The sequence below is a fragment of the Methylobacterium bullatum genome (assembly GCF_014845095.1).
Taxonomy (GTDB): Bacteria; Pseudomonadota; Alphaproteobacteria; order Rhizobiales; family Beijerinckiaceae; genus Methylobacterium; species Methylobacterium bullatum.
In genome coordinates this window covers 19,470-44,559 of the sequence record NZ_NKUG01000084.1, presented here as the reverse complement: position 1 = coordinate 44,559, position 25,090 = coordinate 19,470, and the positions used below count along the sequence as shown (strand labels likewise).

General features: G+C 69.3%; 19 protein-coding genes and 1 pseudogene. 5 read left to right on the top strand and 15 right to left on the bottom strand.

What is annotated here, in order from left to right; genetic code table 11:
* Window positions 1–50: 50 nt before the first annotated feature.
* The 6 genes from MBTS_RS13225 to MBTS_RS13200 all read right to left on the bottom strand — a co-directional run bounded on the left by MBTS_RS13225 (window position 51) and on the right by MBTS_RS13200 (window position 6,319).
* Complete coding sequence (locus MBTS_RS13225; RefSeq protein ID WP_056148980.1) at window positions 51–1,013, bottom strand: sulfonate ABC transporter substrate-binding protein; 963 nt, start codon at window positions 1,011–1,013, stop codon at window positions 51–53.
* A 375-nt stretch (window positions 1,014–1,388) separates the two neighbouring features.
* The gene (locus MBTS_RS13220; protein ID WP_147831535.1) at window positions 1,389–2,279 is read right to left on the bottom strand and encodes an ABC transporter permease; all 891 of its coding nucleotides are present in this window, start codon (window positions 2,277–2,279) and stop codon (window positions 1,389–1,391) included.
* A complete protein-coding gene (locus tag MBTS_RS13215; RefSeq protein WP_192215834.1) occupies window positions 2,276–3,181 on the bottom strand; it encodes an ABC transporter ATP-binding protein in 906 nt (301 codons plus the stop codon). The genes MBTS_RS13220 and MBTS_RS13215 overlap by 4 nt, the downstream gene beginning before the upstream one ends.
* A gap of 10 nt (window positions 3,182–3,191) precedes the next feature.
* Complete coding sequence (locus MBTS_RS13210) at window positions 3,192–4,223, bottom strand: ABC transporter substrate-binding protein (protein ID WP_192215833.1); 1,032 nt, start codon at window positions 4,221–4,223, stop codon at window positions 3,192–3,194.
* A gap of 316 nt (window positions 4,224–4,539) precedes the next feature.
* Window positions 4,540–5,205, bottom strand: coding sequence for a methionine ABC transporter permease (locus tag MBTS_RS13205; protein ID WP_026175832.1), 666 nt, complete (start codon window positions 5,203–5,205; stop codon window positions 4,540–4,542).
* Window positions 5,195–6,319, bottom strand: coding sequence for a methionine ABC transporter ATP-binding protein (locus MBTS_RS13200; protein WP_192215832.1), 1,125 nt, complete (start codon window positions 6,317–6,319; stop codon window positions 5,195–5,197). Before MBTS_RS13200 ends, MBTS_RS13205 begins: the two co-directional genes overlap by 11 nt.
* Before the next feature lie 482 nt (window positions 6,320–6,801).
* On the opposite strand from MBTS_RS13200, the gene soxC reads away from it, so the two are divergent.
* Together soxC and MBTS_RS13190 are read left to right on the top strand one after the other, a co-directional pair.
* Window positions 6,802–8,055, top strand: coding sequence for a sulfite dehydrogenase (gene soxC, locus MBTS_RS13195; RefSeq protein WP_192215831.1), 1,254 nt, complete (start codon window positions 6,802–6,804; stop codon window positions 8,053–8,055).
* A pseudogene (locus MBTS_RS13190) lies at window positions 8,045–8,632 on the top strand (c-type cytochrome). The gene soxC and the pseudogene MBTS_RS13190 overlap by 11 nt, the downstream one beginning before the upstream one ends.
* Here the strand turns inward: MBTS_RS13190 and MBTS_RS13185 are convergent.
* The 3 genes from MBTS_RS13185 to MBTS_RS13175 all read right to left on the bottom strand — a co-directional run bounded on the left by MBTS_RS13185 (window position 8,596) and on the right by MBTS_RS13175 (window position 11,792).
* Complete coding sequence (locus tag MBTS_RS13185) at window positions 8,596–9,435, bottom strand: MetQ/NlpA family ABC transporter substrate-binding protein (protein WP_192215830.1); 840 nt, start codon at window positions 9,433–9,435, stop codon at window positions 8,596–8,598. The pseudogene MBTS_RS13190 and the gene MBTS_RS13185 sit on opposite strands and share 37 nt — an antisense overlap.
* 118 nt (window positions 9,436–9,553) lie before the next feature.
* Complete coding sequence (locus tag MBTS_RS13180; RefSeq protein WP_192215829.1) at window positions 9,554–10,354, bottom strand: MetQ/NlpA family ABC transporter substrate-binding protein; 801 nt, start codon at window positions 10,352–10,354, stop codon at window positions 9,554–9,556.
* A 40-nt stretch (window positions 10,355–10,394) separates the two neighbouring features.
* Complete coding sequence (locus MBTS_RS13175) at window positions 10,395–11,792, bottom strand: LLM class flavin-dependent oxidoreductase (RefSeq protein ID WP_192215828.1); 1,398 nt, start codon at window positions 11,790–11,792, stop codon at window positions 10,395–10,397.
* Window positions 11,793–12,116: 324 nt separating this feature from the next.
* Here MBTS_RS13175 and MBTS_RS13170 point away from each other — a divergent pair, with 324 nt between their 5' ends.
* Together MBTS_RS13170 and MBTS_RS13165 are read left to right on the top strand one after the other, a co-directional pair.
* Entirely contained in the window at window positions 12,117–13,334 is a 1,218-nt protein-coding gene (locus tag MBTS_RS13170; protein ID WP_192215827.1) for an acyl-CoA dehydrogenase family protein, read from the top strand.
* A 51-nt stretch (window positions 13,335–13,385) separates the two neighbouring features.
* Window positions 13,386–14,738, top strand: coding sequence for an LLM class flavin-dependent oxidoreductase (locus tag MBTS_RS13165; RefSeq protein ID WP_147832597.1), 1,353 nt, complete (start codon window positions 13,386–13,388; stop codon window positions 14,736–14,738).
* Window positions 14,739–14,783: 45 nt separating this feature from the next.
* Here the strand turns inward: MBTS_RS13165 and MBTS_RS13160 are convergent, their stop codons facing one another.
* The 5 genes from MBTS_RS13160 to MBTS_RS13140 all read right to left on the bottom strand — a co-directional run bounded on the left by MBTS_RS13160 (window position 14,784) and on the right by MBTS_RS13140 (window position 21,690).
* Window positions 14,784–18,095 (bottom strand): DEAD/DEAH box helicase, encoded by a 3,312-nt coding sequence (locus MBTS_RS13160; protein ID WP_147832598.1) that lies wholly within the window; start codon window positions 18,093–18,095, stop codon window positions 14,784–14,786.
* A 332-nt stretch (window positions 18,096–18,427) separates the two neighbouring features.
* Window positions 18,428–19,222, bottom strand: a complete 795-nt coding sequence (locus MBTS_RS13155; RefSeq protein WP_147832599.1) for an ABC transporter ATP-binding protein — start codon at window positions 19,220–19,222, stop codon at window positions 18,428–18,430.
* Window positions 19,216–20,259, bottom strand: a complete 1,044-nt coding sequence (locus MBTS_RS13150; RefSeq protein WP_147832600.1) for an ABC transporter permease — start codon at window positions 20,257–20,259, stop codon at window positions 19,216–19,218. Before MBTS_RS13150 ends, MBTS_RS13155 begins: the two co-directional genes overlap by 7 nt.
* 9 nt (window positions 20,260–20,268) lie before the next feature.
* Complete coding sequence (locus tag MBTS_RS13145) at window positions 20,269–21,342, bottom strand: ABC transporter substrate-binding protein (protein ID WP_147832601.1); 1,074 nt, start codon at window positions 21,340–21,342, stop codon at window positions 20,269–20,271.
* 69 nt (window positions 21,343–21,411) lie between these two features.
* Window positions 21,412–21,690, bottom strand: coding sequence for a hypothetical protein (locus MBTS_RS13140; protein WP_043764538.1), 279 nt, complete (start codon window positions 21,688–21,690; stop codon window positions 21,412–21,414).
* Here MBTS_RS13140 and MBTS_RS24020 point away from each other — a divergent pair.
* Window positions 21,689–21,823 (top strand): hypothetical protein, encoded by a 135-nt coding sequence (locus MBTS_RS24020; protein WP_274534506.1) that lies wholly within the window; start codon window positions 21,689–21,691, stop codon window positions 21,821–21,823. The two genes, MBTS_RS13140 and MBTS_RS24020, sit on opposite strands and share 2 nt — an antisense overlap.
* Window positions 21,824–21,953: 130 nt before the next feature.
* On the opposite strand, the gene MBTS_RS13135 is transcribed toward MBTS_RS24020, so the two are convergent.
* On the bottom strand, window positions 21,954–25,046 hold the full coding sequence (locus MBTS_RS13135; protein WP_192215826.1) for an efflux RND transporter permease subunit: 3,093 nt from the start codon (window positions 25,044–25,046) through the stop codon (window positions 21,954–21,956).
* Window positions 25,047–25,090 lie beyond the last annotated feature (44 nt).

The window sequence follows — 25,090 nt, the reverse complement described above, 5'->3', positions numbered from 1 at the left end:
GCAGGTCGACGGGATCTTGCAGGTCGACGGGATCTTGCGGGTCGGCGCGATCAGGTGCGCGGCGGGGTCCAGACGGCGTCACGCACCTGGATGGCGCGGGGGATGAGCCCGAGACGGTGGAAGCGGTCGGCCGTGGCCTGTTGCCCCGAGAGGATCGCGTCGGTGAGGGGCCGGACCCCGAACCGGGTACGGTCCGCCGCGACCTTCTGGATCTCGTAGGGGATGCCCGTCACGGCGTTCAGCGCCTTGGCCACCTCGTCGCGGTGCCCGTCGGCCCAGGCGGCCGCCTCGGTGAGACCCGCCAGACTATGGACGATGACGCCCGGATGCGTGTCGGCGAAGGTTCTGTTGGCCAGGAAGTAGGCCGACACGTCGAGGGTCTGGCCGGAGGTCGCCAGGACCCTGGTCTTGCTCCGCGCCTGCGCCACGGCGAAGTAGGGATCCCAGATCGACCACGCGTCGACGCTGTCGTTGGCAAAGGCCGAGCCGGCATCGGCCGGCGTCAGGTAGGCGGGCGTGATGTCCGAGAAGGTGAGGCCGGCCTTCTCCAGGGCGGCGATGATGAGGTTGTGCGCGCTCGTGCCGCGACCGAACGCGACCTTCTTGCCCTTCAGATCGGCGACCGACCGGATCGGCGAAGATTCCTTGACCAGGATCGCCTCGCCGTCGCCGGAGGGCGCCGCGGCGCTGACATAGACGAGGTTGCCGCCCGCCGACTGCGAGAAGATCGGTGGCGCGTCGCCGGTATAGCCGAAATCGATACTGCCCGCGCTCAGGGCTTCGAGCAGGGGAGGCCCGGCCTGGAACTCGACCCACTGCACCTTGGTGCCCTGCGCGGCCAGGCGCTTCTCGATCACCCCCTGCTGCCGGGCGACGACGATGAGGCCGATCTTCTGGTAGCCGATCCGGAACTCCTTCGGCGCGGCCTCCTCGGCGACGGCACCGGTGAGGGCGGCGAGGCCGGCTCCGAGCGCGAGGAGCAGGCCCGGCACGCGGCGTCTGGTGATCGTCACGGATTGATCTCCCTTGAATCTGCATCCGCCCGGCGAAAAGGTGCGGCATCGGTGAAGCGGTCGCTCACGCCCTCATGGCAGGCGCAAGAGGTCGAGGATGGGCCCGGCGCCATGCCGGAGCCCGATGGCGTCGAGGGCGAGACGGGACGGCGATGCGATCGAAGCGGGGCCATCCGGCCGGCACCCCGGTCCCGCCGGCGGACGAAATACTGAATAAAAGCTTTTGCGAGAGCCGTTATACTCGCCGCAATCAGCAAAAGTCGATAATATGATCTTTTAAAGATAGAGATAGAACGATCGAAACCTGCTCTGCCGTCCGCTCGTGAAAGCAGAACCTTTCGCGCGGGGCGGCCCGGCCTCCGACATCGGTCGGGATTATCGCGCCATGCCCCAGCGCCGCACGGTGAGCCGCTCGAACGCCGCGAACACCACGTTCTCGATGACGAGGCCGATGACGACGACGAGGACGAGACCGGCGAAGACCCGGTCCGTGTAGAGTTCGTTGCGGTTCTGGAAGATATACCAGCCGAGGCCGCCGCGCCCCGAGGAGGCGCCGAAGACGAGCTCGGCCGCGATCAGCGTGCGCCAGGCAAAGGCCCATCCGATCTTGAGGCCGGACAGGATCGCCGGCAGCGCGGCGGGGATGAGGATCTGAATCACGTAGGACGGGCCGCGCAGACCGTAGTTGCGCCCGGCCATGCGCAAGGTTTCGGGCACGCCCTGAAAGCCCGCATAGGTGTTGAGCGCCATCGGCCACAGCACAGAATGGATGAGGACGAAGATCAGGCTGCCGGACCCGAGGCCGAACCAGAGCAGGGCCAGCGGCAGCAGGGCGATGGCCGGCAGCGGGTTGAACATCGCCGTCAGGGTCGAGAGCAGGTCGCGGCCGAACTGGGTCGAGACGGCCAGGGTGGTCAGCAGGAAGGCCAGGACGATGCCGCAGACATAGCCCTGCAGCAGCACGACGAGGGAGATCCGCACCCGGTCCAGCAGCTCGCCGTTCACGAGGCCGTCCACCAGGGCGGCCATCGTGGCGCCGAAGCCGGGCAGCAGCAGGTCGTTGTCCTGCCAGCGCGCCAGCCCCTCCCATACGAGGACGAGGGCGACGATGATCAGGCCCTTGCGCAGCCAATCCTGCTGCCAGAGCCGGGTCGAGAACGGCAGCACCCGCTCCACCGGTGCTTCCACGAAGGGGGCGAGCACATGGTCGTATTCGGGGCGGATCGGCGGCACGAGGTTCCGGCCCGCGAGACTGGCATCGCTCATGCGGACGCCTCCGTGGATGCTTCGGGTTCGGGCGCGGTCTCGAACAGGCGGCTGTGCAGACGCTGCACCGCGCCCTGAAAATCGCGGCTCCCGATGCTGGTCAGATCGAACGCATGGCTGTTGATCTCGGCCCGCACACGGCCCGGATGGGGCGAGAGCAGCGCCACCCGGTTGCCGACCACCAGGGCCTCCTCGATGGAATGGGTCACGAAGAGCAGCGTGAAGCGGGCCTCGTCCCACAGGGACAGCAATTCCTCCTGCATCCGGCGCCGGGTCAGGGCGTCGAGGGCCGCGAAGGGCTCGTCCATCATCAGGACCTTCGGCTGCATCGCCAGCGCCCGGGCGATCGCCACGCGCTGCTTCATGCCGCCCGAGAGCTGGTGCGGGTAGCTGTCGGCAAAGCGCGTCAGCCCGACCTTGTCGATGTAGTGCCGCGCCCGCTCGGCGGCCTCGCGCCGGCCCAGCGCACGGGCCGCGCGCAGGGGGAAGGCGACGTTCTGGGCCACCGTCTTCCAGGGCGGCAGCTGGTCGAATTCCTGGAACACCACGATGCGGTCGGGGCCGGGCTCGCGCACGGGCACGCCGCCGAGGGTGATCTCCCCCTCCACGGGGCGGAGGAAACCGGCCGCGGCCTTGAGCAGGGTGGACTTGCCGCAGCCGGACGGCCCGAGGAGGACGAACCGATCCCCCTCATGGATATCGAGGTCGATGCGATGGGTGGCGCGCACCACCCGCTCCGGCGTGCGGTATTCGAGGGTCACGCCCTTGATCCGCAGCAGCGGCGATGTCTCGGCCGCGACCGGGGCATGGGCGCGCGCGTCTTCCCGCCGGATGGAACCCGGCACGCGGGATTCGGGATGTTCGGCGATGGCAAAGTCGGAGCGGTGGGCCGCGAAAATCATGGCGCGCCGCTCAGCTGCCGTTGCTGATGCGCGGGTCATCGAAGAAGTAGTCGCCGATCGTCTTCGGCTCCGTCTTGATGGCCCCGACCCGGTGCATGAACGTGCCGAGACCGAGCGTGTTCTCGGGCGTCACCTTGAAGGATACGGCGGGGTTCTTGATGATCGTCGTCAGGAAGGCCGGGTCGATCTTGCTGCCGTTGATCCGAACGTAGATCTCGGCTGCCTTCTCCGGATTGGCGGTGATGAACTTCGCGGCGTCGTCGAGGGCGCCCAGGAAGGCCGTGTAGGTCTTCGGGCTGTCCTTGTAGAACTTCTCGGTGGCGTAGAGCACGGTCGAGGAGGCCGGCCCGCCCTGCACGTCATAGGAATTGAGGACGATCCGGGCCTTCGGATTGTCGGCGAGTTCCTGCTCCTGGAAGGGCGGGTTGCCGAAATGGCCGGAGATCTCGGTGCCGCCCTTGACGATCGCGGCAGTGGCCTCCGGATGCGGAACCGCGACGCTGATCTTGTCGAGCTTGGCGAAGTCCTTGTCGCCCCAGAGCTTCGCCGAGGCCAGTTGCAGGATGCGCGACTGAACCGAAACGCCGACGGCGGGAACCGCGATGCGGTCCTTTTCGGTGAAGTCGGCGATGGTCTTCACGTCGGGATTGTTGGTGACGAGGTAGTAGGGGAAGTTGCCGAGCGACGCGACGCCCTTGACGTTCTGCCGTCCCCTTGTGCGGTCCCAGAGGGTGAAGAGCGGGCCGACCCCGGCACCGGCGATCTCGATATTGCCGGACAGCAGCGCATCGTTGACGGCCGAACCGCCGGAGAGCTGGACGTACTCCACCTTGATGTCGAGGCCCGCCTGCTTGCCGTGCTTCTCGATGAGCTTCTGGTCCTCGACGACGTTGAGGAGCAGGTAGACCACGCCGAATTGCTTGGCGATGCGCAGCTGGCCCTCAGCGGCGGCGGCAGGGCCGAGGCTCGCCAGGGAGAGGGCGAAGCCGCCCAGAAGAGCCGCCGCTTTCCGGCGCGAGAGAGTCGGGCGTCGGGTCGTCATGGGGAAACCTGCTGTCGTAACTCGGACGCGGGACGCGGAGCCGGGGAGAGAAAGTGTCCTCCGAATCTGCTCGGCAGCGCCCTCGCCGTCAATGAAATCGTTCTCTTTATAGAACGGACAAAGGAGATGATCCGTCTCTAGAACAAACGGATCGTAGTCGTTATCGAGCCCGACGCAGCAATGCGAAGAATATTTCCGGCCGAGCGACGATAGGCCGGAGACCGTCGATTTATGTCATCACGCCCGTCGTTCGTTATATGGGACATTCCGGGCGGGTTATCCGGTGCGTGCCCCGACGAAACCTGCCGGAGCGGGATCACGCCCGGCGGATGCGCCGGTTGAGCCGGCCGGCCAGACGCTCGCCGATGGTCTGGACCGCCTGGACCAGCACGATCAGCACGACGACCACGGCCAGCATCATCTCGGGGCGGAAGCGCTGGTAGCCGTAGCGGATGCCGAGATCGCCCAGCCCCCCGCCGCCGACGGCGCCGACCATGGCCGAATAGCCGAGCAGCGACACCACCGCGAGGGTCAGGCCGAGGAGGATGCCGGGCAGCGCCTCCGGGATCAGCACCTTGCGGATGATGGTGAGCGGGCCGGCCCCGAAGGCGCGCGCCGCCTCCACCAGCCCGGCATCGACCTCGCGGATCGCCGCCTCCACCAGGCGGGCGATGAAGGGCGTCGCCGCCACCGTCAGCGGCACCGTGGCAGCCCACATCCCGATGGAAGTGCCGGCGATGAGCCGGGTGAAGGGGATGATGGCCACGACCAGGATGATGAAGGGCGTCGAGCGGGTGGCGTTGACGACGAGGCCCAGCACGCCATTGAGCCAGGGCGCGGCGAGCAATTCCCCGCGCCGGCTGGTCGCCAGGAAGACGCCCAGCGGAAGGCCGAACAGCGTGCCGAGAACGGCCGCCACGGCCACCATGGACAGGGTGTCGCCGGTGGCCTGCAGCAACAGGCGGATCATTTCAGGCGACACGGCGAGCCTCCACGCTATGGGCCGGCAGGTAGCCGAGGAGATCGGAGACGAGGCCGTGAGCGTCGAGGAAGGCGCGTGCCCGGCCGACCACGTCCGGCCCCGCGGGCAGCCCCACCGTCAGCGAGCCGAAGGGCTGGCCGGCGATCTCGTCGACGGTGCCGGACAGGATGTTGGCCTCGATGCCGGTCTCGCGCGCGAGCCGCGCGACGATCGGGTCGTTGGCGTGAGGCCCGCGGAAGGCGATCCGCAGGACCGCCCTGCCGCCCGCGATCGGTCGGGTCTCGATCCCGGCGCGGAGTGCCGCCGGCAGAGTCAGCCCCATCTCCCCGGCGAGGAGGGTGCGCGTCATCTCCGCCTGGGGCCGGGTGAAGACCTCGAACACGTCGCCCTGTTCGACGATACGGCCCGCCTCCAGCACGGCGACGCGATCCGCCACGGCGCGGATCACCGACATCTCATGGGTGATGAGCACGATGGTGAGGCCGAGCTCGCGGTTGATGCGGCGCAGCAGCGCCAGGATCGACCGCGTGGTCTGCGGGTCGAGGGCGGAGGTGGCCTCGTCGGAGAGAAGCACGCTCGGCCCCGTGGCCAGCGCGCGGGCGATGCCGACACGCTGCTTCTGGCCGCCCGAGAGTTCGGCGGGATAGCGGTCGCGCTGCTCCTCCAACCCGGTCAAGGCCAGCAATTCCTCGACGCGGGCGCGGATCGCGGCCTTGCCCCGGCCCTCGATCTCCAGGGGCAGGGCGATGTTGCCGAAGGCGGTGCGGGACGAGAGCAGGTTGAAATGCTGGAAGATCATGCCGATGCCGCGGCGCATCCGGCGCAGCGCGCGCTCGTCGAGGGACGAGACCTCGGCATCCCCGACACGGACACGACCGGCGCTCGGGCGTTCCAGCCCGTTGATGAGCCGGATCAGGCTCGATTTCCCCGCGCCCGAGCGGCCGATCACCCCCAGCACCGAACCGGCCGTCACCGACAGGTCGATCCCGCTCAGCGCCGAGACGCCGGCGCCGTCGCGGGTGGAGTAGGTCTTCGCCACCTGCTCGAAACGGATCAGCGCATCCGGCGGCGGCGGGACGGCATCGCCGCCGCGGTCGATCTGAATTCCAAGCACTCGCCAAACCTCATGCGCCCGGCACGCGCAGGCGCCGGGCGGTGGAACGGAACGATGAACATCTATCCTGCGATTCTATGACCTATACTTGGCGCATTCAACGAAATCGGCTGTCGAATTCTTTGCCCTTCAAGCAAGATCGATCCCCGCAGCCCTACCGCGAGAGAACGATCCTCCAAGTTGCCCAACATTCAGGTCGCCCGGCATTCGGGACGGGCCGCATGCGCGGCGTCGGGCAGGGCAATCCCGGCATCGCCCAAGCGGCCTTACGCGATCCGAAAAATCGTCCCTCGGCGTCCCGGTTCGAGAGAAGATGTGTTCGCGTCCCCGCAAGAATTGAAAAATCCATGCAGTTGATTGCGAAGGCCGGATACGGTCCAATGACAATCATCGAAAGAGACGCAGCCACGCTCTTCTTTCGCCATCGCCCCCGACATCTCGCTTCGCGTTCTCCTCCGAACGCCCATTCGGACCCCGTTGTCATGCCGTCTGACACATCGCGCGCACCGCGCCGGTCTTCGAGCCGGCGCGGCTTCCTTCGGCTGGCCGGCGGCGCGGCGGGCGGGATCGCCACCGCCGCCCACGCCCTGGAGACGGGCGATCCCCTCGCCATCCCCGAATGGAGCCGTACGCCCGGAGCGCCGTCCGCATCGCCGCCCTATGGCCGGCCCTCGCCCTACGAGAACCTAGGCCGGAAATCGCGGACGCCGCCGGCCTTTCCCGGCGCCTCCTCCACCGGCACGCCGCTCCAGCACCTGCACGGCATCATCACGCCCAACGGGCTGCATTTCGAGCGCCACCATGCCGGTGTCCCGGCCATCGACCCGGTCCGCCACCGGCTGGCGATCCACGGCCTCGTGGAACGGCCCCTCATCCTCACCATGGACGATCTGGTGCGGATGCCGTCTGTCTCGCGCATCCATTTCCTCGAATGCTCGGGCAACACGCCGTGGCTCGGGGCCAAACCGGGCTGGACCCTCCAGGAAAGCCACGGTCTCCTTTCCTGCGCCGAATGGACCGGCGTGGAGTTGAGCACCCTCCTCGACGAGGTCGGGGTGAAGCCCGGCGCCGCCTGGATCCTGGCGGAGGGCGCGGACGCGGCCGGGATGAGCCGGAGCATTCCCCTCGACCTCGCGCGGGACGGCGCGATCCTGGCCTATGCCCAGAACGGCGAGCGGCTCCGCCCGGAACAGGGCTACCCGCTGCGGCTGTTCGTGCCGGGGGTCGAGGGCAATCTCAGCATCAAGTGGCTGCGCCGGCTCAAGGTCGGGGACCAGCCGTTCCAGACCCGCGAGGAGACCTCGAAATACACCGACCTGATGCCGGACGGGTCGGCGCGCCAGTTCACCTTCGTGATGGAGGCCAAATCCGTCATCACCACGCCGTCCGGCGGCGAGCAACTGCGCGCGCCCGGCTTTCGCGAGATCCGCGGCCTCGCCTGGACGGGGCGCGGCCGCATCGCGGGCGTCGAGGTCTCCACCGACGGCGGCGCGCGCTGGCAGGCGGCCGTTCTGGAGGGTCCGATCCTGACCAGATGCCTCACGCGGTTCCGGCTGCCCTGGCGCTGGGAGGGCGGCCCGGCGCATCTCCTCAGCCGGGCCACCGACGAGACGGGCTACGTCCAGCCGCCGCGCGCGGCGCTGGTCTCGGTCCGGGGCATTCAATCCTTCTACCACAACAACGGAATCGCCGGCTGGCACGTCGCCGCCGAGGGAGGCGTGAGCCATGCGGTTTAGCGGCCTCGGCCTTCTCGCCTGCCTGACGGTGACGGGCGCCGCCCTGGCGGACCCGTCCGGGCCGGTCTCCCTGTCCGGGATCGGCCGCCCCGCGACCCCGCAGACCCTGGCCCTCTGGGACATCGACGTGCGGGCCGACGGTTAGGGCCTGCCCGCCGGCCATGGCAGCGTGCGCCAGGGCGAGGCCCTGTTCGGGGCGCGCTGCGCCGCCTGCCATGGGGCGCAGGGGGAGGGTGCATCCGCCGACAGGCTCGCGGGTGGCCAGGGCAGCCTCGCGACAAGCAAGCCGGTAAGGACGGTGGGTAGCTTCTGGCCCCATGCCACCACCCTGTTCGACTATATCCGCCGCGCCATGCCCTACGACGCGCCGCAATCTCTGAGCGCCGACGAGACCTACGCCCTCAGCGCCTATGTGCTGCATCTCAACGGCATCCTGCCGGAGGGGGCGGAACTCGATGCCGCCTCCCTGCCGAAGGTGCGGATGCCGAACCGGGACGGCTTCACCACGGACAGCCGCCCCGACGTGCCGGCGCGCTCCGGTCAGGCGCCTCTCACCGGGATCACCGCGCCGCGATAGCGCTCGCGGATGAAGCCCGCGACCTCCGCCGATTGCAGGAGGGAGGAGAGCGTCTGGATGCGCGCATCCTGGGCCAGGCCTTGCGTCGTCACCAGCACGTTGGCGTAGGGGTTGCCCTCCGCCCGCTCCAGGCCGAGGGAATCCTTGGCCGGGTCGAGCCCGGATTCGAGGGCGTAGTTGCCGTTGATGACCGCCAGGGCGACGTCGTCGAGGGAGCGCGGCAAGTGCGGCGGCGCCACCTCGACGAAGCTGAAGGATTTCGGATTCTCGGCGATGTCGCCGGCCGTGGCGAAGGTGCCGTCGCCGCCGGGCCTGAGACGGATGAGGCCGTTCTCCTGCAGCAGCTTCAGCCCCCGGCTGAAATTGGTGACGTTGTTGGACAGGGCGATGGTCGCCCCCTTCGGCAGGTCGGCGAGGCTGCGGACGCGGCGCGAATACAGCCCGAGGGGCTCCACATGCACGCTCGCGGTCACGGCGAAGCGGACACCGAGTTCGGCCTCCTCGCTGCGCAGATACGGCACGTGCTGGAAGAAATTGGCGTCGGCATCGCCATCGAGAACGAGGCGGTTCGGGCGGATGTCGCCGCTGATCTCGATGATCCGCAGGGGCAGGTCCGGAGCGAGCGTGTCCTGGACGTAGGTCAGGATCTCGGCATGCGGCACCGAGGAGGCGACCACCCTGAGGGGTGCCGCGGCCCGGGCCGTGGAGGCCGTGAGCAGGGCAAGGGTGCCGCCCAGCAGGGGAAGGGTGCCGCCCAGCAGGGGAAGGGTGCCGCCCAGCAGGGCGCGACGGTTCAGGGGCATGGATGCTCTCTGTTCGGGAGTGCCGGGGCGAAAACCTTCGAGCCTGGCGCAGGCTCGTTCGGGCGGCCGGCTCGCGCTTGGACGAACGGGCGGCGGCGGTTCGAATCCGAAGACCGCGCTACCAGACCGGCTCGAGGAAACCCTTGTAGGTCCGCTCGATGTAGTCCCGCACCGGCGCCGAGCGGAAGCTGCGGATGAAGGCGGCCAGACGCGGATCGTCGCGATTGTCGGGCCGCGCGACGAAGCTCAGTGTGTAGCGCCGGTCCCCGACCCCATCGGTGATGAGGGAGGTCCTGGGGTCGCCGCCGGCGGCGATCAGGTAGGTGAAGCTGACCTGAGCCAGGGTCACGTCGTCCATCGCGCGCGGCAATTGCGCCGCTTCGAGTTCGAGGATCCGCAGGTGCTTCGGATTGGCGACGATGTCGGCGACGGAGGCCTCGTCGCCGACGCCCGGCTTCAGGGTAAGCAGCTTGGCAGTTTCCAGCAGACGCAAGCCCCGCGCCGCGTTGACGGGATCGTTGGCGATGGCGACCGAGGCGCCGTCGGGAACCGTGTCGAGGCTGGTCACCGTCTTCGAGAACAGGCCCACGGGCAGGACGATGGCGCCCTCCACGGCCACCAGCTTGTAGCCCCGCGAGCGGATGGCGCTCTGGAGGTAGGGCACGTGCTGGAACAGGTTGGCGTCGATATCGCCCGAGGCCACGGCCTCGTTGGGCGTCACCCAATCGGTGAACTCGACGATCTCGACATTCTGCCCCTGCTTGCGGGCGAGATCGGCGGCGAAGGCCAGGGTCTGCCCCACGGGACCCGGCGTCGCGCCGATGCGCAGGGGTTTTTCCGCGAAGGCGGGACCGGTCGCCAGAGCGAAGAGGACAGCCGCGATGCCGAGGAGGCTGCGGCGGGTAGGGAGCGGGGTCATCGTGGAAACCTGTGATCGGGGAGAGGAAGAGGGGGGGGCGTCAGGCGGCGGAGGCGCGCGCCTCGCTGCCGCCCCGGCGGAAGCGGGCGCCGGGATGGGTCGCCTTCAGGTGGGCGCCGCCCTCCGGAAACAGCTTTTCGCGGAGCGTGCCCTCGCGATACCGCGTCTTGAACGCGCCCCGGTCCTGCAGCGCGGGCACGACGAGATCGACGAAGGCCTCGATCGTCTCGGGCGCGACGGCGCGGGTGAGATTGAAGCCGTCGAGATCGGCCTCGTCGGCCCAGGACAGCAGCGCGTCGGCGACGTCCGAGGGCGATCCGACGATGAAGGGAGCCCGTGCCCCGCGCGGGCCGAACTCGGCGAAATCGGCACGGGTGAAGGGGCGTTCGCCGGGCAGCGTCAGGTTCTCGAGCAACGACTGCATGGCGTTGGTCTTGACGTAGGCGAGCCCCTCATGGGCATCGAGCCCGGACAGGTCGATCCCGGTCCAGCCGGAGACGAGGGCGAGCTGGCCTTCCACGTCGAGATACCGCGCGTACTCGTCGCGCAGATCGAACGCCTCGGCGCGGGTGGGGGCGACGATCACGGTGGCCCCGAGGAACATCCGGATGTCGTAGGGATCGCGGCCCGCTTCCTTCGCCGCCTGCCGCGTGGCGCGCACGGCCTTGCCCGCGACGGCCTTGGTCTGGCCGTTGAGGAAGATGCTCTCGGCATGGCGGGCGGCGAAGAGACGTCCGCGCGACGAGGCGCCGGCCTGATAGAGCACGGGCGTCCGTTGCGGCGACGGCTCGCTGAGATGCTGCCCGTCGACCCGGTAGCTCGGCCCGTCATGGGTGACGCGGTGGACCCGGCCCGGCTGCGTGAACAGGCCGCCCGCCCGATCGCGCAGGGCCGCGCCGTCCTCCCAGCTTCCCTCCCAGAGCTTGTAGGCCGCCTCCAGGAAATCCTCGCCGGCATCGTAGCGCGCATCGTGTTCGCGGGCCTGGGGCAGGCCCATGCCGCGCGCGCCGCTCTCGAGATAGCCGGTGACCACGTTCCAGCCGATCCGACCGTTGGTGAGGTGGTCGAGGGTCGAGAGCCGGCGGGTGAAGGTATAGGGGTGTTCGTAAGTGAGGTTCGCCGTCACCCCGAAGCCGAGATGCGTCGTGGCATGGGCCATGGCCGGCACCAGCAGGAAGGGATCGAGGTTGGGCGCCTGCGCCGCCCGGGCGACGGCGGTGGCGGGCGAAGCACCGTAGACGTCGTAGACCCCGACCACGTCGGCGAGGAAGATCCCGTCGAACAGGCCGCGCTCGGCGGTGCGGGCCAGCGACACCCAGTACTCGAGGGTATTGTAGCGCGCCGCCGCGTCGCGCGGGTGCCGCCACAGCCCGGCCCAGGTATGGCCCGGCGCTCCCATCTCGAAGGCGTTCAGCCTCAATTCGCGGCGTGCGCTCATGGCAGATCCAGGCAATCCGGGGCGACGGTATCGTGCGATGGAGAAAGAGGCCTCGTTCACGCGATGCGGGAGGCCTTCCTGCGCATGAGCCTAGCCGGTGATCCTATCCGGTCAACGAGAATGATCTTTCAACGATCATCCCTTTCAAGCATACATCGTCTATTTTACGATTGATTAGAGCATAACATCGCTAAATCGCATATCCGACCCTAATTTATACTTGTCTGCCCTGACCGGATTGTCGATCAGGACGACCACGGGGCCGGGGGCCATCGAGCGCGAGCCCCTTCGGCGTGACGGCATCACAGGCACGGGATCGACGGAATGTCTCAGACGGAAGCGGGATGGGGCGCGGGACCGAGCGCGGGCTACGAGGCGCTCGCGGCCGGTTTCCGGCCGGTCTTCGCGCGCATCCGCGCCACCGCCATCGCCCGCGATCTCGCGCACACGCTCCCCCATGACGAGATCGGCTGGCTGAGAGAGGCGGGCTTCACCACCCTGCGCCTCGCCCGCGAAGAGGGGGGCCACGGCGCGAGCCTGCCCGAATTGTTCAACCTGCTCATCGAGTTGTCCCAGGCCGACCCCAACGTCACCAACGCCCTGCGCGCGCATTTCGGGTTCACGGAGGACATGCTGTGCTCGTCCTCACCGGAATGGCGGGCGCGCTGGACCGCCCGAATCGGCGATCGCCAGACCGTCGGCAGCGGCGTGTCCGAGACCGGCGAGGCCAAGGTCGGGCAGTTCGATACGGTCCTGCGGCCCCACGGCGGGCAATGGCTGCTCAACGGCCGGAAATTCTACACCACCGGCTCGCTCTTCGCCGACTGGATCCACGTCTCGGCCCAGGACGAGGCGGGCGCGTCCCTGGTGGCGGCCGTGCCGGTGCGGGCGCCGGGTGTCGAAATCGTCGACGATTGGGACGGTTTCGGCCAGTCGCTCACCGCCAGCGGCACGGCGATCTTCACGGACGTCCTCATCGGGCCGGAGCTGATCAAGCCCGATCCGGAGCGTTTCCCCTACGCGATGGCGTTCTTCCAACTCGTCCATCTGGCGACTTTGGCCGGCATCGGCCGTTCGGCCGCCATCGACGTGTCGCGGCTCGTGGCCGAGCGCAAGCGGGTCTACAGCCACGGCAACGGCAGCCGGGCCGGCGACGATCCCCAGATCCAACAAGTGGTCGGCCGCGTGCGCGGCGCGGCCTATGCGGCGGGCGCCATCGTCCTCAAGGCGGCGGAGGCCCTGCAGCGGACCTACGACGTTCACCGCAACGGAGAAGCGGCGGACCATGCGGCGGGCATCGCCGACATCGAGGTGAACCAGGCGGTGAGCGTGGTCACCAACCTCGTCCTCGACGCCACCACGACCCTGTTCGATGCGCTCGGCGCCTCGGCGGTGAAGAGCGGTCTCGGCCTCGACCGGCACTGGCGCAACGCCCGCACCATCGCCTCGCACAATCCCCGGATCTACCGCGACCGGGCGGTGGGCGATTTCGCCGTGAACGGTACCGCCGCGCCGCGCCAATACCGGGTCGGCTCGGCCTGAAGCGCCGCCTGCCAAGCAAGTCCAACGGAACGCGAGATCGAGGACAGACCCATGTCACGTCGCCGGGACACGATGCGCCTCGGTGCCTTCCTCTATCCGGGCGGGCACCACGTCGCGGCATGGCGGCATCCCTCGTCGCAGGCGGATGCGGGGATCGATCCCGCCCATTACCGGCGCCTCGCCAAAGTGGCAGAGGCGGCGAAGTTCGACCTGATCTTCCTCGCCGACGGAGTCAGCATCCGCGGCGACGACATCGACGCCCTGAGCCGCACGGCGATCCGTTACGTCGGACAGTTCGAGCCGCTGACCCTGCTCTCCCACCTCTCGGCGGTGACGGAGCGCATCGGCCTCGTGGCCACCGCCTCCACGACCTACAACGAGCCGTTCCACGTGGCGCGCAAGTTCGCCTCCCTCGACCATCTCAGCGGAGGCCGGGCGGGCTGGAACCTCGTCACCTCGGCGGACCCGCGCGAGGCCTACAATTTCAGCCGCGACAGCCATCTCGCCCATGCGCGCCGCTACGCCCGCGCCGAGGAATTCGTGGACGTGGTCGCCGGGCTCTGGGACACGTTCGAGGACGACGCCTTCGTCCGCGACCGCGAGGAAGGGCGCTTCTTCGACCCGGCCAAGCTGCACGTGCTCGGGCATGAGGGTGAGCATTTCTCCGTGCGCGGGCCGCTCAACGTGCCCCGTCCGCCCCAGGGCCATCCGGTCGTCGTGCAGGCGGGCTCCTCGGAGGCCGGCAAGGCCTTGGCGGCCCGAACCGCCGAGGTGATCTTCACCGCCCAGGCGACCCTGGAGGATGCGACCGCCTTCTACGCCGACGTGAAGGGCCGGCTCGGCCGGCACGGTCGCGAGCCCGACGCGCTCAAGATCCTTCCGGGCGCCTTCCCGGTGGTCGGCCGCACGCAGGCCGAGGCCGAGGACAAGTACGGCGCGTTGCAGGAGCTGATCCACCCCGTCGTCGGCCGCTCGCTCCTGGAACAGCTCGCGGGACTCGACCTCTCCGGCCATCCCGACGACGCGCCCGTTCCGGAGGCCAGCGGGACGGAGGGCGGCAAGAGCCGGCAGGACCTCCTCGTCACCATCGCCCGGCGCGAGGGCCTGACCATCCGCGAGCTCTACCTGCGCATCGCCGGAGCGCGCGGCCACTGGACCCTGATCGGAACACCCGCCCGGATCGCCGATGCGCTTCAGGAGCGGTTCGAAGCTTATGGCGCCGACGGGTTCAACATCATGCCCCCGACGCTCCCCGGCGGGCTCGACGATTTCGCCACCCTGGTGATCCCCGAATTGCAGCGGCGAGGCCTGTTCCGCACGGAATACGAGGGCACCACCCTGCGCGAGAATCTCGGCCTCCAGCGCCCCCGTCACCGCCGCCACGCAGCCTCGCGGGCGCCGTAGCCCCATCTCCGCCGGCGCCGCCCGGTGAAGACCCGAGCGGCGATCTCACCCCGCCGGGCGCCGCGTGCTGGCCTCCCGCAGGCGTTCGAGGAACCGGGCGGCGAGGCGACCGCGCTCGACCGCATCGTCGCAGCCGGCGCGCAGCAGCACGCGGCGGTCGCGGCGCTCGATATGCGCGTTGACCGGCAGCAGGATCGGAGGGGCATTGGCACGGAAATCCGCCGCCAGCCCCTGCGGGCCGCCGCTCAACCGCGCGATCCCGAGTTCGAGGCAGCCGACCCGGAGGCGGGCCAGGGTGACGAGGGCCTCGAACGCCTCCGGCGGCGGACCGAACCGGTCGGCCACCTCGTGGCGGAGGGCCTCGACCTCGTCCGGGGTCGTGAGGCGCAGGAGGCGGGTGTAGAGGCTCAGGCGCACGTCCGGCTCCGGTACGTAATCGGCCGGCACGCCGCCGGAGAGACCGATCCGGATCTCGGGCATCCAATCCTCGGCGGCTTCCCCCTTCGCGGCCCGCAGGGCGAGGTGCAGGAGGTGCTGATAGAGGCCGAGCCCGATCAGCTTGACGTGGCCCGCCTGGTTCTCGCCCACGAGGTCGCCCGCTCCGCGCAGGTCGAGGTCGCGGGCGCTGATGGCGAAGCCCGCACCGAGCCGGTCCAGGGCCTCCAGGGTGCGCAGGCGCTTCTCCGTGGCCGGGCTCAGCGGCTTCTCCGGCTGGTGGAGCAGGTGGACGACGCCCCGGCGCTGGCCGCGACCGACCCGGCCCCGCAGCTGGTGCAGCTGCGACAGGCCGAAACGCTCCGCGTCCCAGACCAGCATCGTGTTGGCGCGGGGCACGTCGAGGCCGCTCTCGATGATGCTGGTGGCCAGCAGCACGTCGCCCTCGCCATCGGCGAAGCGCACCATCACGTCGTCCATATCCGCCGCCTTGAGCTCGCCATGGGCGATCATCGTGCGCAGGTCGGGGACGAGCTTGGCGAGACGCTTCGCCATGGGGCCGATATCCTCGATCCGCGGGCACACGACGAAGCTCTGTCCGCCCCGGCGATGCTCGCGCAGGAGCGCGTCCCGCAGGCCATCGGCGTCGAACGGCGCGATCACCGTGCGGATGGGCTGGCGCACCGCCGGCGGCGTGGCGATGACGCTCAGGGATTGCAGTCCGACGAGGGCGGATTGCAGGGTGCGGGGGATCGGCGTCGCCGTGAGCGTGAGGACGTGGCCGTCTCCCGCCGTCTTGCGCAGGGCCTCCTTCATCTTGGCCCCGAAGCGCTGCTCCTCGTCGATCACCACGAGGCCGAGATCGGAGAAGGCGACGCCCTTGGCGGTGAGGCCATGGGTGCCGATGACGAGGCGGATGCTGCCGTCGGCGAGCCCCGCCTTCACGCGCTTCGCCTCGGCCGGCGAGACGAGGCGGGAGAGATGGGCGACCTCGATGCCGAACCGGGCTAAGCGCCGGGTGAAGGTCTGCACATGCTGCCGGGCCAGAACGGTGGTGGGCGCCACCACCGCCACCTGGCGACCGGCGAAGATCGCAGCGGCGGCGGCGCGCAGGGCCACTTCGGTCTTCCCGAAGCCGACATCGCCGCAGACGAGCCGGTCCATCGGCCGCCCCGAGGCGAGGTCGCCCAGGACCCCGTTCACCGCCCTCGCCTGATCGGCGGTGAGGTTGAACCCGAACCCGGCGGCAAAGCGCTCCATCTCCCGCAGCGGGGGCGACAGGACCGGCGCCTCGACCGCCCGACGCGCCTCGGCGGCGGCGAGCATCATGCGGGCGGCTTTTGCCATGCACGCTTCGGCTTCGAGGCGCCGACGGCCCCAGGATCCGCCCTCGAGCTTGTCGAGGGTCACCGCCTCGGCCTCCGAGCCGTAGCGCCAGATCCGGTCGGCCTGGGAGACCGGAACCATCAGGATCGCGTTCCCGGCAAAGCGCAGCCGGAGAGCGTCCTCACCGCCATCCTCTCCGGTGACGACGCGCTCCAGCCCCTCGAAGACGCAGAGACCGTTGTCGCGATCCACCGCCACGTCGCCGACGCGCAGCTCCACCTCGCCGATGGGAAGGCTCGCGACGGGCTCGCCCTCCGCGACGGCGGCCCGGCTCCCGAACAGGTCGGCGGCGGCGATGACACAGACACCCTGTCCCGGCACCCTGAACCCCGCCTCGATGGGCGCGGCCAGCGCCAGGATCGCACCGGACCTGGCGCGGGCCACATCCATCCAGCTCGCGACGCGCCGGGCCTTACGCCCCATCACCCGCTCGGCGACGCGGATCAGGCGACCGAGGGGCTCCTCTGGGCCTGTCAGCAGGATGCGGTCGCCCGCCTCCAGGTGCCGGCGCAGGGTCTCGGCCAGGGCCGCGTTGGGACGGGCCTTCCGCACGAAGGCGGGAATCGCCAGATCTTCGGATTCCTCCGCCGAGGCCGTAGCGACGCGGCGCGCCTCCTGAAGCGAGGCCCAGCTCCGGGGATCGAGGTAGAGCTCGTCCAAGTCGCCGTTACGACTGCCGCCGTTACGACTGCCGGTGTCCTGCCCCTCGGCGATCTGTTCGAAGAAGGCGGCGGCGCGCTCCTCGGCGCCGGTCTCCACCACGAGGCGGGCATCGGGGACGTAGTCGAGCACCGTCGTCAGGGCGGGGTAGAAGCGGGAAAGCTGGTGCTCCTGGCCGGTGAAGGGCCGCAGCCCGGTCTCGGATCCCTCGGGCAGGAGGATTTCCGTGGCCGGGTCGACGACCAGGCGCTCGGCCTCCGCCAGGGAGCGCTGGGACACCGGATCGTAGGACCGGATGGCGGTGACACGGCCGCCCTCGTGCTCGATCCGGCAGGGGCGCGGTGCGGCGGCGGGGAACACGTCCACCGTTCGGCCCCAGATCGCGACTTCGCCGGGCTCGTCGACCCGGTCGTCGAGGATGTAGCCGAGGCGCTGCAACGTCGCGGTGATCGCGTGAGGATCGAAATCATCGCCGACCCGGATCTCGAGATGGGCGTCCGCCCAGGTCTCGGGCGGCGGAACACGCTGGATCAGGGCAGGGGCGGTCGTCAGGACGATGTCGGGGAGGGCGGCGGCGTCCGTGAGCCAGCGCAACACGCCCGTGCGCTGCCCCATGACGCCGCGCGACGGCGAGGTCCGGTCGAAGGGCAGGCAATCCCATTCCGGGTAGATCGCGACGCTGCGATCCGGGGCCAGGGCGCGCAGGATCGCCGCGATGGCCTCCTGCCGGTGCGTCTCGCGCACCATGTGGATCAGAGGCTTGTTCCGAGTCACGAGGTCGAGGAGCGCCACCGCCAGGGCGCCGGTGGGAACGAGGGGAGCGACGACCTCTTCGGAGGCGCTGTCGGGAGACGTCCTAGTCCGGCGTTTTGCCATCGGGGAGTGCGCTGCCCATCACTGGTGTCGGGAGTCGGCAAACGTGGGCCGACGCGACTCTGCTCCGTCGAATCCCGGCCTGTCCCCAGTTTGTCGCAGACCGTACCGAGCGCGGGACGATGGGGTGGACGAGGGCGTCCTCCATGGCCGGGCGGGGCAATCCTCCCCGTTCTCGACCTGTGGCTCACACAACCCTCCGCCCGCGTGAATCCCGGCCGGTTTCGAGCGCGAAACAGGGTGAATCCGGCGGATCGCCCGCTTTGGAGTAAAGCCCGCCGCATGGCGCATGAAGCCCCCCTCCGATGGCGGTCGTTTGCCCCCTCGGATGGCGGTCACTTCTGCCCGAGGATGCCGAGGATCTCGGTGCGCAGGCTCAGGAGCTTCGGGTCGTCGCGGCGGCGCGGATAGGGGGCATCCACCGCGATCTCGGTCCTGATCCGGGCCGGCCGGTCGCTCAGCACGATCACCCTTTGGGCGAGGATGAGGGCCTCCTCGACATCGTGGGTGACAAGGAGCGCCGTGAAGCGGCTCTCCTGCCAGAGCCGGACGAGTTCGCCCTGCATGGCAAGGCGGGTGAGGGCGTCGAGCTTGCCCAGGGGCTCGTCGAGGAGGAGCAGGCGCGGGTCGTTGACGAGAGCCCGGGCGAGCGCCGTGCGCTGGGCCATGCCGCCGGAGAGCTGGTGGGGATAGGCCTCGGCGAAGTCGGATAGCCCGACGAGGTCCAGCGCCTCGTCGATGCGGTGGCGATGCCGCCTGAGCAACCCGCGCGCCTCCAGGCCCAGGGACACGTTCCCCCGCACCGTGCGCCAGGGATAGAGCGTCGGGTCCTGGAACACGAGGAGCCGTTCCGGATCAGGCCCGGTGATCGTCTCCCCGTCGAGGGCGAGGGTACCGGATTCAGGAGGTTCGAGACCGGCGGCGAGGCGCAGCAGCGTCGACTTCCCGCAGCCCGAAGGGCCGAGCAGGGCGACGAAGGAGCCCGGCGCGATGGTGAGATCGATGTCATCGAGGACGGGCAGGCGCGTGCCGCCGATGTCGAAGGCGTGGGAGACGCGCCTGACGGTCAGGGCTCCGCCCCGGTCGATCGCGGAGGCACAGGTCGGCGCTTCGAGGGTGGCCGCTACCATTGGACGAGCCCCTTCTGCCAGGACAGGACGCGGTCGCGCAGGCGGAACAGCAGGGTGATCAAGGTCGAGCACATCAGCGCCATGGCGATGAGGGCGGCATACATGTTGGCATAGGCCGCCCACCCTTGTGCCCATTGCAGGTACCAGCCGAGGCCGGATTTCACGCCCAGCATCTCGGCGACGACGAGGACCGCGAAGGAGGCGCCGAGGCCCATGAACAGGCCGACGAAGACATGAGGCAGGGCCGCCGGGATCGCGACCTTGCGGATGAGGAAGCTCTGCGAGGCGCCGAGAGTGCGGGCGACGTCGTAGTAGGACTTGTTGGCGGCCGCGATTCCCGACCAGGTCAGCACCGTCACCGGAAAACCCGTCGCCAGAGCCACGAGGAAGGTGCTCGCCGACCAAGATGAAGGGAACACGAAGAAGGCCAGCGGCAGCCAGGCGGTGGCCGGCAGCGGCCCGACGAAGCGCAGGACCGGATGGACCCAGTACCCGGCCGCGCGCGACCAGCCCACCGCCACGCCGAGAACGAAGCCGACCGCGGCCCCGATCAGGTAACCGCCCGACAGCAGGATCAGCGAATTGACGATGCTGCCGCCCAGCTTCGGCCAATCCTCGGCGAAGACTTCGAGGATCGCCTGGGGCGGCGGGAAGAACGGCATCGGCAGCCATTCGAGCTTGGCCGTCGCCAGTTCCCAGGCAATGAAGCCGAAGGCGAGGGCGACGATCCAAGGCCCCCAATGGCGCAGGCGGGCTCCCACCCGGCCGAGGACCGGGAGGAGAAGGCTCGCCAGGAGGAGGACGGCCCCGATCAGTCCGGCGCCATGGCCGAACGTGGCGGAATAGGGAAAGTCGCCGTTCTCCGGCAGAACGAGGGTCAGGCCCGCCAGGGCCAGCCAGAGGGAACCGGCGACAAGGCCGACCCACCACAGGGCAGCGAGACGGATCCGCCATGCTGAGCCGTTCGAGGACGTGTCCTCCGCATCGGCCGCCCGGCGGAAGCCGCCGCCGAACGCCCCCGTCAATGAACTCGACATGGATGCCCCTCAGCTCAGAACGTCGGCATAGACCCGGTCGGCGAACTTCGCCGTGTCGGTGGAGCGGCGGATCACGTTCACGCGCTTCAACTCGTCGCCGTAGAGGGCGATTTCCTGCTTGAGGGTGACACCCACCGGCCGGTGATCGTGGGTATGGCTGCGCAGCATCGCCGCCAGATCCTCCACAGAGCCCTTGCCGCCGTAGTTCGAGAAGATGCCGGCGGCGTCCTGCGGATCGGTGGCGACGCGGTGACCGCCCTCCAGGATGGCGCGGGTGAGGGCGGTGGCCACCGCCCGGTCGTTGCGGATCAGACTGCCGCGCAGGGCCACGACGCAGCAGGAACGCGTGGCGAAGGTGCCCGTCAGATTGGTGGCCACTTCCGTGAAGCGCGGGTCCTTGAGCCAGATGAAGGTACGCGGGTCGGCATCGGCCAGGGCCTGGGCCTCGCCCTTCTCCACGGCGAGGTTGAGGAGATCGGCCGGGTATTGCCGCCACTCCACCTCCCGGTCGGGATCGATGCCGGCATCGGACAGCAGCAGGGCGAAGAAGTTCTTGGCCGGGCTGGCATGGTCGCTGATGGCGATGGACTTGCCCTTCAGGGAGGCGATGTCACTGATGCCGGCGGATTTCGCGCCGAGCAGCCTGAGGCAGCCGCCATGCAGGCCAGCGGTGATCTTGACGTCGAAGCCTTGTTCGAGGGGCTTCAGCCAGCGCAGGGCCATGCCGATCCCGGCATCGGCCTTGCCGGTGGCGATGGCCTCCAGCAGGGCTTCGGTGGACCCGCCGAAATTGATGAACTCCACGTCGAGCCCGTGGGCGGCGAAGATCCCCCGCTCCTTGGCGACCGGGGCGGCGGCCGTGCAGACGGCATTGGCGTTCCAGGCGAGCTTGATGGGCCGGAGCGGGCCGCTCCACGCCTCGGTGGCCGCCGCCGGCGCGCAGAGGGGACCGGGATCGAAGGGCGCGGCGGGGCCGGGAACCCAGGCACGCCCCGCCGTCGCGGTGAGGCCGAGGGGAAGGGCGGCCGCGACGGTCGCGCCCGCTCTCAGCAGGCGGCGACGGGACAGCAGGTCTTCGGTCATGGTCGTCTCCAGGGCCGCGAGCGGCCCGCCTTCATGGATCGATGGAATGTCGAGGAGGCTGGCGGCGGGTCAGGCCGGGGCGTAGCTGAGATAGGCGACCATCATCTCGGCCACCGCCCGGTGGGCGTAGTCGTTGACGCTCTCTCCGCCATCGACCGGAAAGGCCTCGACGACGCGGCGGCCGCCCAGCACTTCGGACAGCTCCTCGGGCATCAGCCCGTTCTCGATGGCAGCCGCCACCGCCGCCCTGCCATAGGCGCGGCGAAAGTGCCTGGGCGCGATGGCGCCGCCGAAAGCAAATGCGGGACCGGACCCAACCGCTTCAAATCGTGTGTCGTGATAACCCATGACCATCAACCTCATTCGCCAGAATCGTCCCATGATGAGCACCGCCGAGATCGGCGAGACACGCATTGCGGCAACGGTTGTGTTTGAGGTTGAGGCTCTTCATTTCGCCCTCGCATCGGCAACGGGCCGATAGACGTGTCGACAAGCCGGACTATAGGCGGGGGCGCGCGAAATGTGCTTCCAAATGTCCCGCAATCGGCAGGCCGGAGATCTCGCCCGACGGATGGTTCGGGAAAGTTCCTGATCCCGGCCTCGCCGCCGCGTCAGCGGGCAGCGCTCGGGGCGGGGTCGGGTACCGCCTCGTCGCGGGCGCCGACGAAGCGGCCGAACAGGCGCCCGATAAGCGCGCCGAGGCTGTCCATCAGCAGGAACACGGCCGGCACGAAGACCAGGGACAGCAGGGTCGAGACGATGAGACCGGAGATCACCGCCACCGCCATCGGCGCGCGGAACTCGCCACCGACACCGAGCGCCAAAGCCGAAGGCACCATACCGGCGGCCATGGCGATGGTGGTCATCACGATGGGGCGCGCACGCTTGCGCCCCGCATCGACGATGGCGGTGACACGATCGACGCCCCGCGCCATCTCCTCGACGGCGAAGTCCACGAGCATGATCGCGTTCTTCGTCACCAGCCCCATCAGCATCAAGATACCGATGACCACGGGCATCGAGATCGGCATGTTGAGGATGAGGAGGCCGAGGATCGCGCCCCCGATGGAGAGGGGCAAGGAGAACAGGATGGTGAGCGGTTGCAGGAAGTTGCCGAACAGCAGCACCAGCACGGCGTAGACCATCATGATCCCGGCTCCCATGGCGAGGAGGAAGCCCGAGAAGACCTCGCCCATGATCTCGGCATCGCCGGTCTGGCGGATGGTGACGCCCGGCGGCAGCGACTTCGCGGTCGGCGTCTCCAGGGCCTGGGCGATGAGGGAGCCCAGGGCGTCCGACCCCTCCATGTTGGCCTCCACCGCCACGCGGATCACGCGGTCGTAGCGTTCGATGGCGCCGGGGCCCTGGTCGAGTTCGATGTCGGCCACGGCGGAGAGGGGCACCGCGGTGCCGTTCTTGGCCGGAACCTTGAGATTTTCAAGGCGCGAGACCGCGCCCCGCGCGCTCTCGGGCAATTGAACCCGAATCGGAATTTGGCGGTCGGCGGCGTTGAACTTGGCGAGATTTAAACCGATGTCGCCGATGGTGCCGACCCGCACCGTCTCGGCGATGGTGTCGGTGGAGACGCCGAGATCGGCGGCCGAGCCCTCCTTGGGGCGGATCCGAACCTCCGTACGGTTGAGGGGAGCGGTGGACATCACCGAGACGAGGTGGGGTATCGCCGCCATGTCGCGCTGGAGCCGGGCGGCCACCTCGGCCACCACCTCGGCATCGGGGCCGCCGACCACCAAGGCGAGGTCGCGCTGGCCGGAATCGCGCAGGAACCAGGAGCGGATATCGGGCTCCTCGGCGATAAGGGCGGAAATGTCGGTCTCCACGGCCGCCTGCTTCTTCGCGCGGCCGTTCTTCGGGGTGAGGTTGACGATGAGGGTGGCGAGCCGCGTTTCCTTCTTGCCGCCGACCTGGCGTCCGCCATCGACGAAGACCGAGGTGACTTCCGGCAGGGAGCGGATGCGGGCGACGAGGCGGTCGGACACGGCGATCGTGTCGGGCAGCCGGGCGCCGGGGGCGAGTTCCACCATGAAGAGGGTTCGGGCGTTGTCCTGCTTCGGCACGAAGCCCGAGGGCAGCAACCCGGTGGAGGCCAGCGACGCGGCAAAGAGCGCGAGGCCGACGATCAGCGTGATCACCCGGTGGCGCACGGACCAGCCCACCAGCCGGCCATAGGCGCGCATCACCCATCCCTCGCGCTCATCGTGGTGGCCGTGGTCGCGCAGGAAGTAGGCTGCGAGCATCGGCGTGATCAACCGGGCCACCAGCAGCGACATGAACACCGAGACGGCAATGGTAAGCCCGAACTGCATGAAGTAGCGACCGGCGATGCCGCCCATGAACGAGACCGGTGCGAACACCGCGATGAGCGTCGCGGTGATGGCGATGACGGCGAGCCCGATCTCGTCGGCGCCTTCGAGGGCGGCGCGATAGGCGGATTTCCCCATCCGCATGTGCCGAACGATGTTCTCGATCTCGACGATGGCGTCGTCCACCAGAATGCCGGTAACGAGGGTAATGGCCAGCAGGCTGATGCCGTTGAGGGTGAAACCCATCGCGTCCATGGCCCAGAAGGTTGGGAAGACCGAGAGCGGCAGAGCGACGGCGGCGATGAGGGTGGCGCGCCAGTCGCGCAGGAACAGGAACACCACGATGACGGCGAGCACGGCGCCCTCGATCAGCGTGTGCATGGCCGAATCGTAGCTGCCGATGGTGGCCGAGACCGAGGAATCGATCGTCTCGAATTCGAGGTCCGGATAGGTCCGGCGGAACTCCGCGATCCGCTTCTCGACGCCCGCCGCCACTTCGGCGTCGCTGGCGCCCGAGCCGCGCGACACCGCGAAGGCCACCACCGGCTCGCCGTTGAAGCGGGCGAAGGTGCGCGGCTCCTCGATGGCGTCCTGCACCAGGGCGAGATCGTCGAGACGCACCTTGCGGCCGCCGGCGAGGACGATGGAGGTCGCCTTGAGATCGCGCACGGTGCGGGAGGCGGCCAGCGTCCGGATCGACTGCTCGCGCCCGCCGACCTCGCCGCGCCCGCCCGCCATGTCCGCAGAGGTGAGTCGCAGCTGGCGGTTGACCTCCGCAGCGGTGATGCCGAGCGCCAGGAGACGGTCGGGCTGGAGCACAACTCGCATCTCGCGGGCGACGCCGCCCACGCGCTCGACGCCGCCGACGCCCTTCACCCCCTGGAGCGTGCGGGCGATCTTGTCCTCCACCAGCCAGGACAGCTCGGCGGGGGTCATGGCCAGCGCCTTCACCCCGTAGATCAGGATCGGCAGGCCCGCGATCTCCACGCGGCTGATTACCGGCTCGTCGATGGTACGGGGCAGGTTGATGCGGATCTTGGAGACCGCGTCCTTCACGTCGTTAACGGCGCGGTCGGTGTTCACCTCAAGGCGAAACTCGACCGTGGTCACGGACGAGCCCTCGGTGATGGCCGAGGTGATGTGCTTCACCCCGCGCACGCCGGCAATCGAATCCTCGACCCACTTCGTGACCTGGGTCTGCAACTCGGAGGGCGCCGCCCCCGACTGCGTGATCGCCACGGAAACGATGGGAACATCGATGTTGGGCATCCGCGTGACCGGCAGCCCCCGGAAGCTGACAAGGCCGAGCACGATCAGGACGAGGAACAGGACCAGCGGGCCGATCGGCTTGCGGATCGCCCAGGCGGAGATGTTGAGGCGCATCGCAGCAAACCGTTCTGATGGTGCGGGAGGGGGGACGGCAGGCG

Excerpts from the sequence above, each read along its gene's own strand:
- MBTS_RS13145 (WP_147832601.1), bottom strand. The coding sequence starts at position 21,342 with ATGACCGAAGACCTGCTGTCCCGTCGCCGCCTGCTGAGAGCGGGCGCG.
- soxC (WP_192215831.1), top strand. The coding sequence starts at position 6,802 with ATGCCGTCTGACACATCGCGCGCACCGCGCCGGTCTTCGAGCCGGCGC.
- MBTS_RS13135 (WP_192215826.1), bottom strand. The coding sequence starts at position 25,046 with ATGCGCCTCAACATCTCCGCCTGGGCGATCCGCAAGCCGATCGGCCCG.
- MBTS_RS13185 (WP_192215830.1), bottom strand. The coding sequence starts at position 9,435 with ATGCCCCTGAACCGTCGCGCCCTGCTGGGCGGCACCCTTCCCCTGCTG.
- MBTS_RS24020 (WP_274534506.1), top strand. The coding sequence starts at position 21,689 with ATGACCATCAACCTCATTCGCCAGAATCGTCCCATGATGAGCACCGCC.
- MBTS_RS13180 (WP_192215829.1), bottom strand. The coding sequence starts at position 10,354 with ATGACCCCGCTCCCTACCCGCCGCAGCCTCCTCGGCATCGCGGCTGTC.
- MBTS_RS13210 (WP_192215833.1), bottom strand. The coding sequence starts at position 4,223 with ATGACGACCCGACGCCCGACTCTCTCGCGCCGGAAAGCGGCGGCTCTT.
- MBTS_RS13140 (WP_043764538.1), bottom strand. The coding sequence starts at position 21,690 with ATGGGTTATCACGACACACGATTTGAAGCGGTTGGGTCCGGTCCCGCA.
- MBTS_RS13175 (WP_192215828.1), bottom strand. The coding sequence starts at position 11,792 with ATGAGCGCACGCCGCGAATTGAGGCTGAACGCCTTCGAGATGGGAGCG.
- MBTS_RS13165 (WP_147832597.1), top strand. The coding sequence starts at position 13,386 with ATGTCACGTCGCCGGGACACGATGCGCCTCGGTGCCTTCCTCTATCCG.
- MBTS_RS13150 (WP_147832600.1), bottom strand. The coding sequence starts at position 20,259 with ATGTCGAGTTCATTGACGGGGGCGTTCGGCGGCGGCTTCCGCCGGGCG.
- MBTS_RS13155 (WP_147832599.1), bottom strand. The coding sequence starts at position 19,222 with ATGGTAGCGGCCACCCTCGAAGCGCCGACCTGTGCCTCCGCGATCGAC.
- MBTS_RS13170 (WP_192215827.1), top strand. The coding sequence starts at position 12,117 with ATGTCTCAGACGGAAGCGGGATGGGGCGCGGGACCGAGCGCGGGCTAC.
- MBTS_RS13220 (WP_147831535.1), bottom strand. The coding sequence starts at position 2,279 with ATGAGCGATGCCAGTCTCGCGGGCCGGAACCTCGTGCCGCCGATCCGC.
- MBTS_RS13215 (WP_192215834.1), bottom strand. The coding sequence starts at position 3,181 with ATGATTTTCGCGGCCCACCGCTCCGACTTTGCCATCGCCGAACATCCC.
- MBTS_RS13160 (WP_147832598.1), bottom strand. The coding sequence starts at position 18,095 with ATGGCAAAACGCCGGACTAGGACGTCTCCCGACAGCGCCTCCGAAGAG.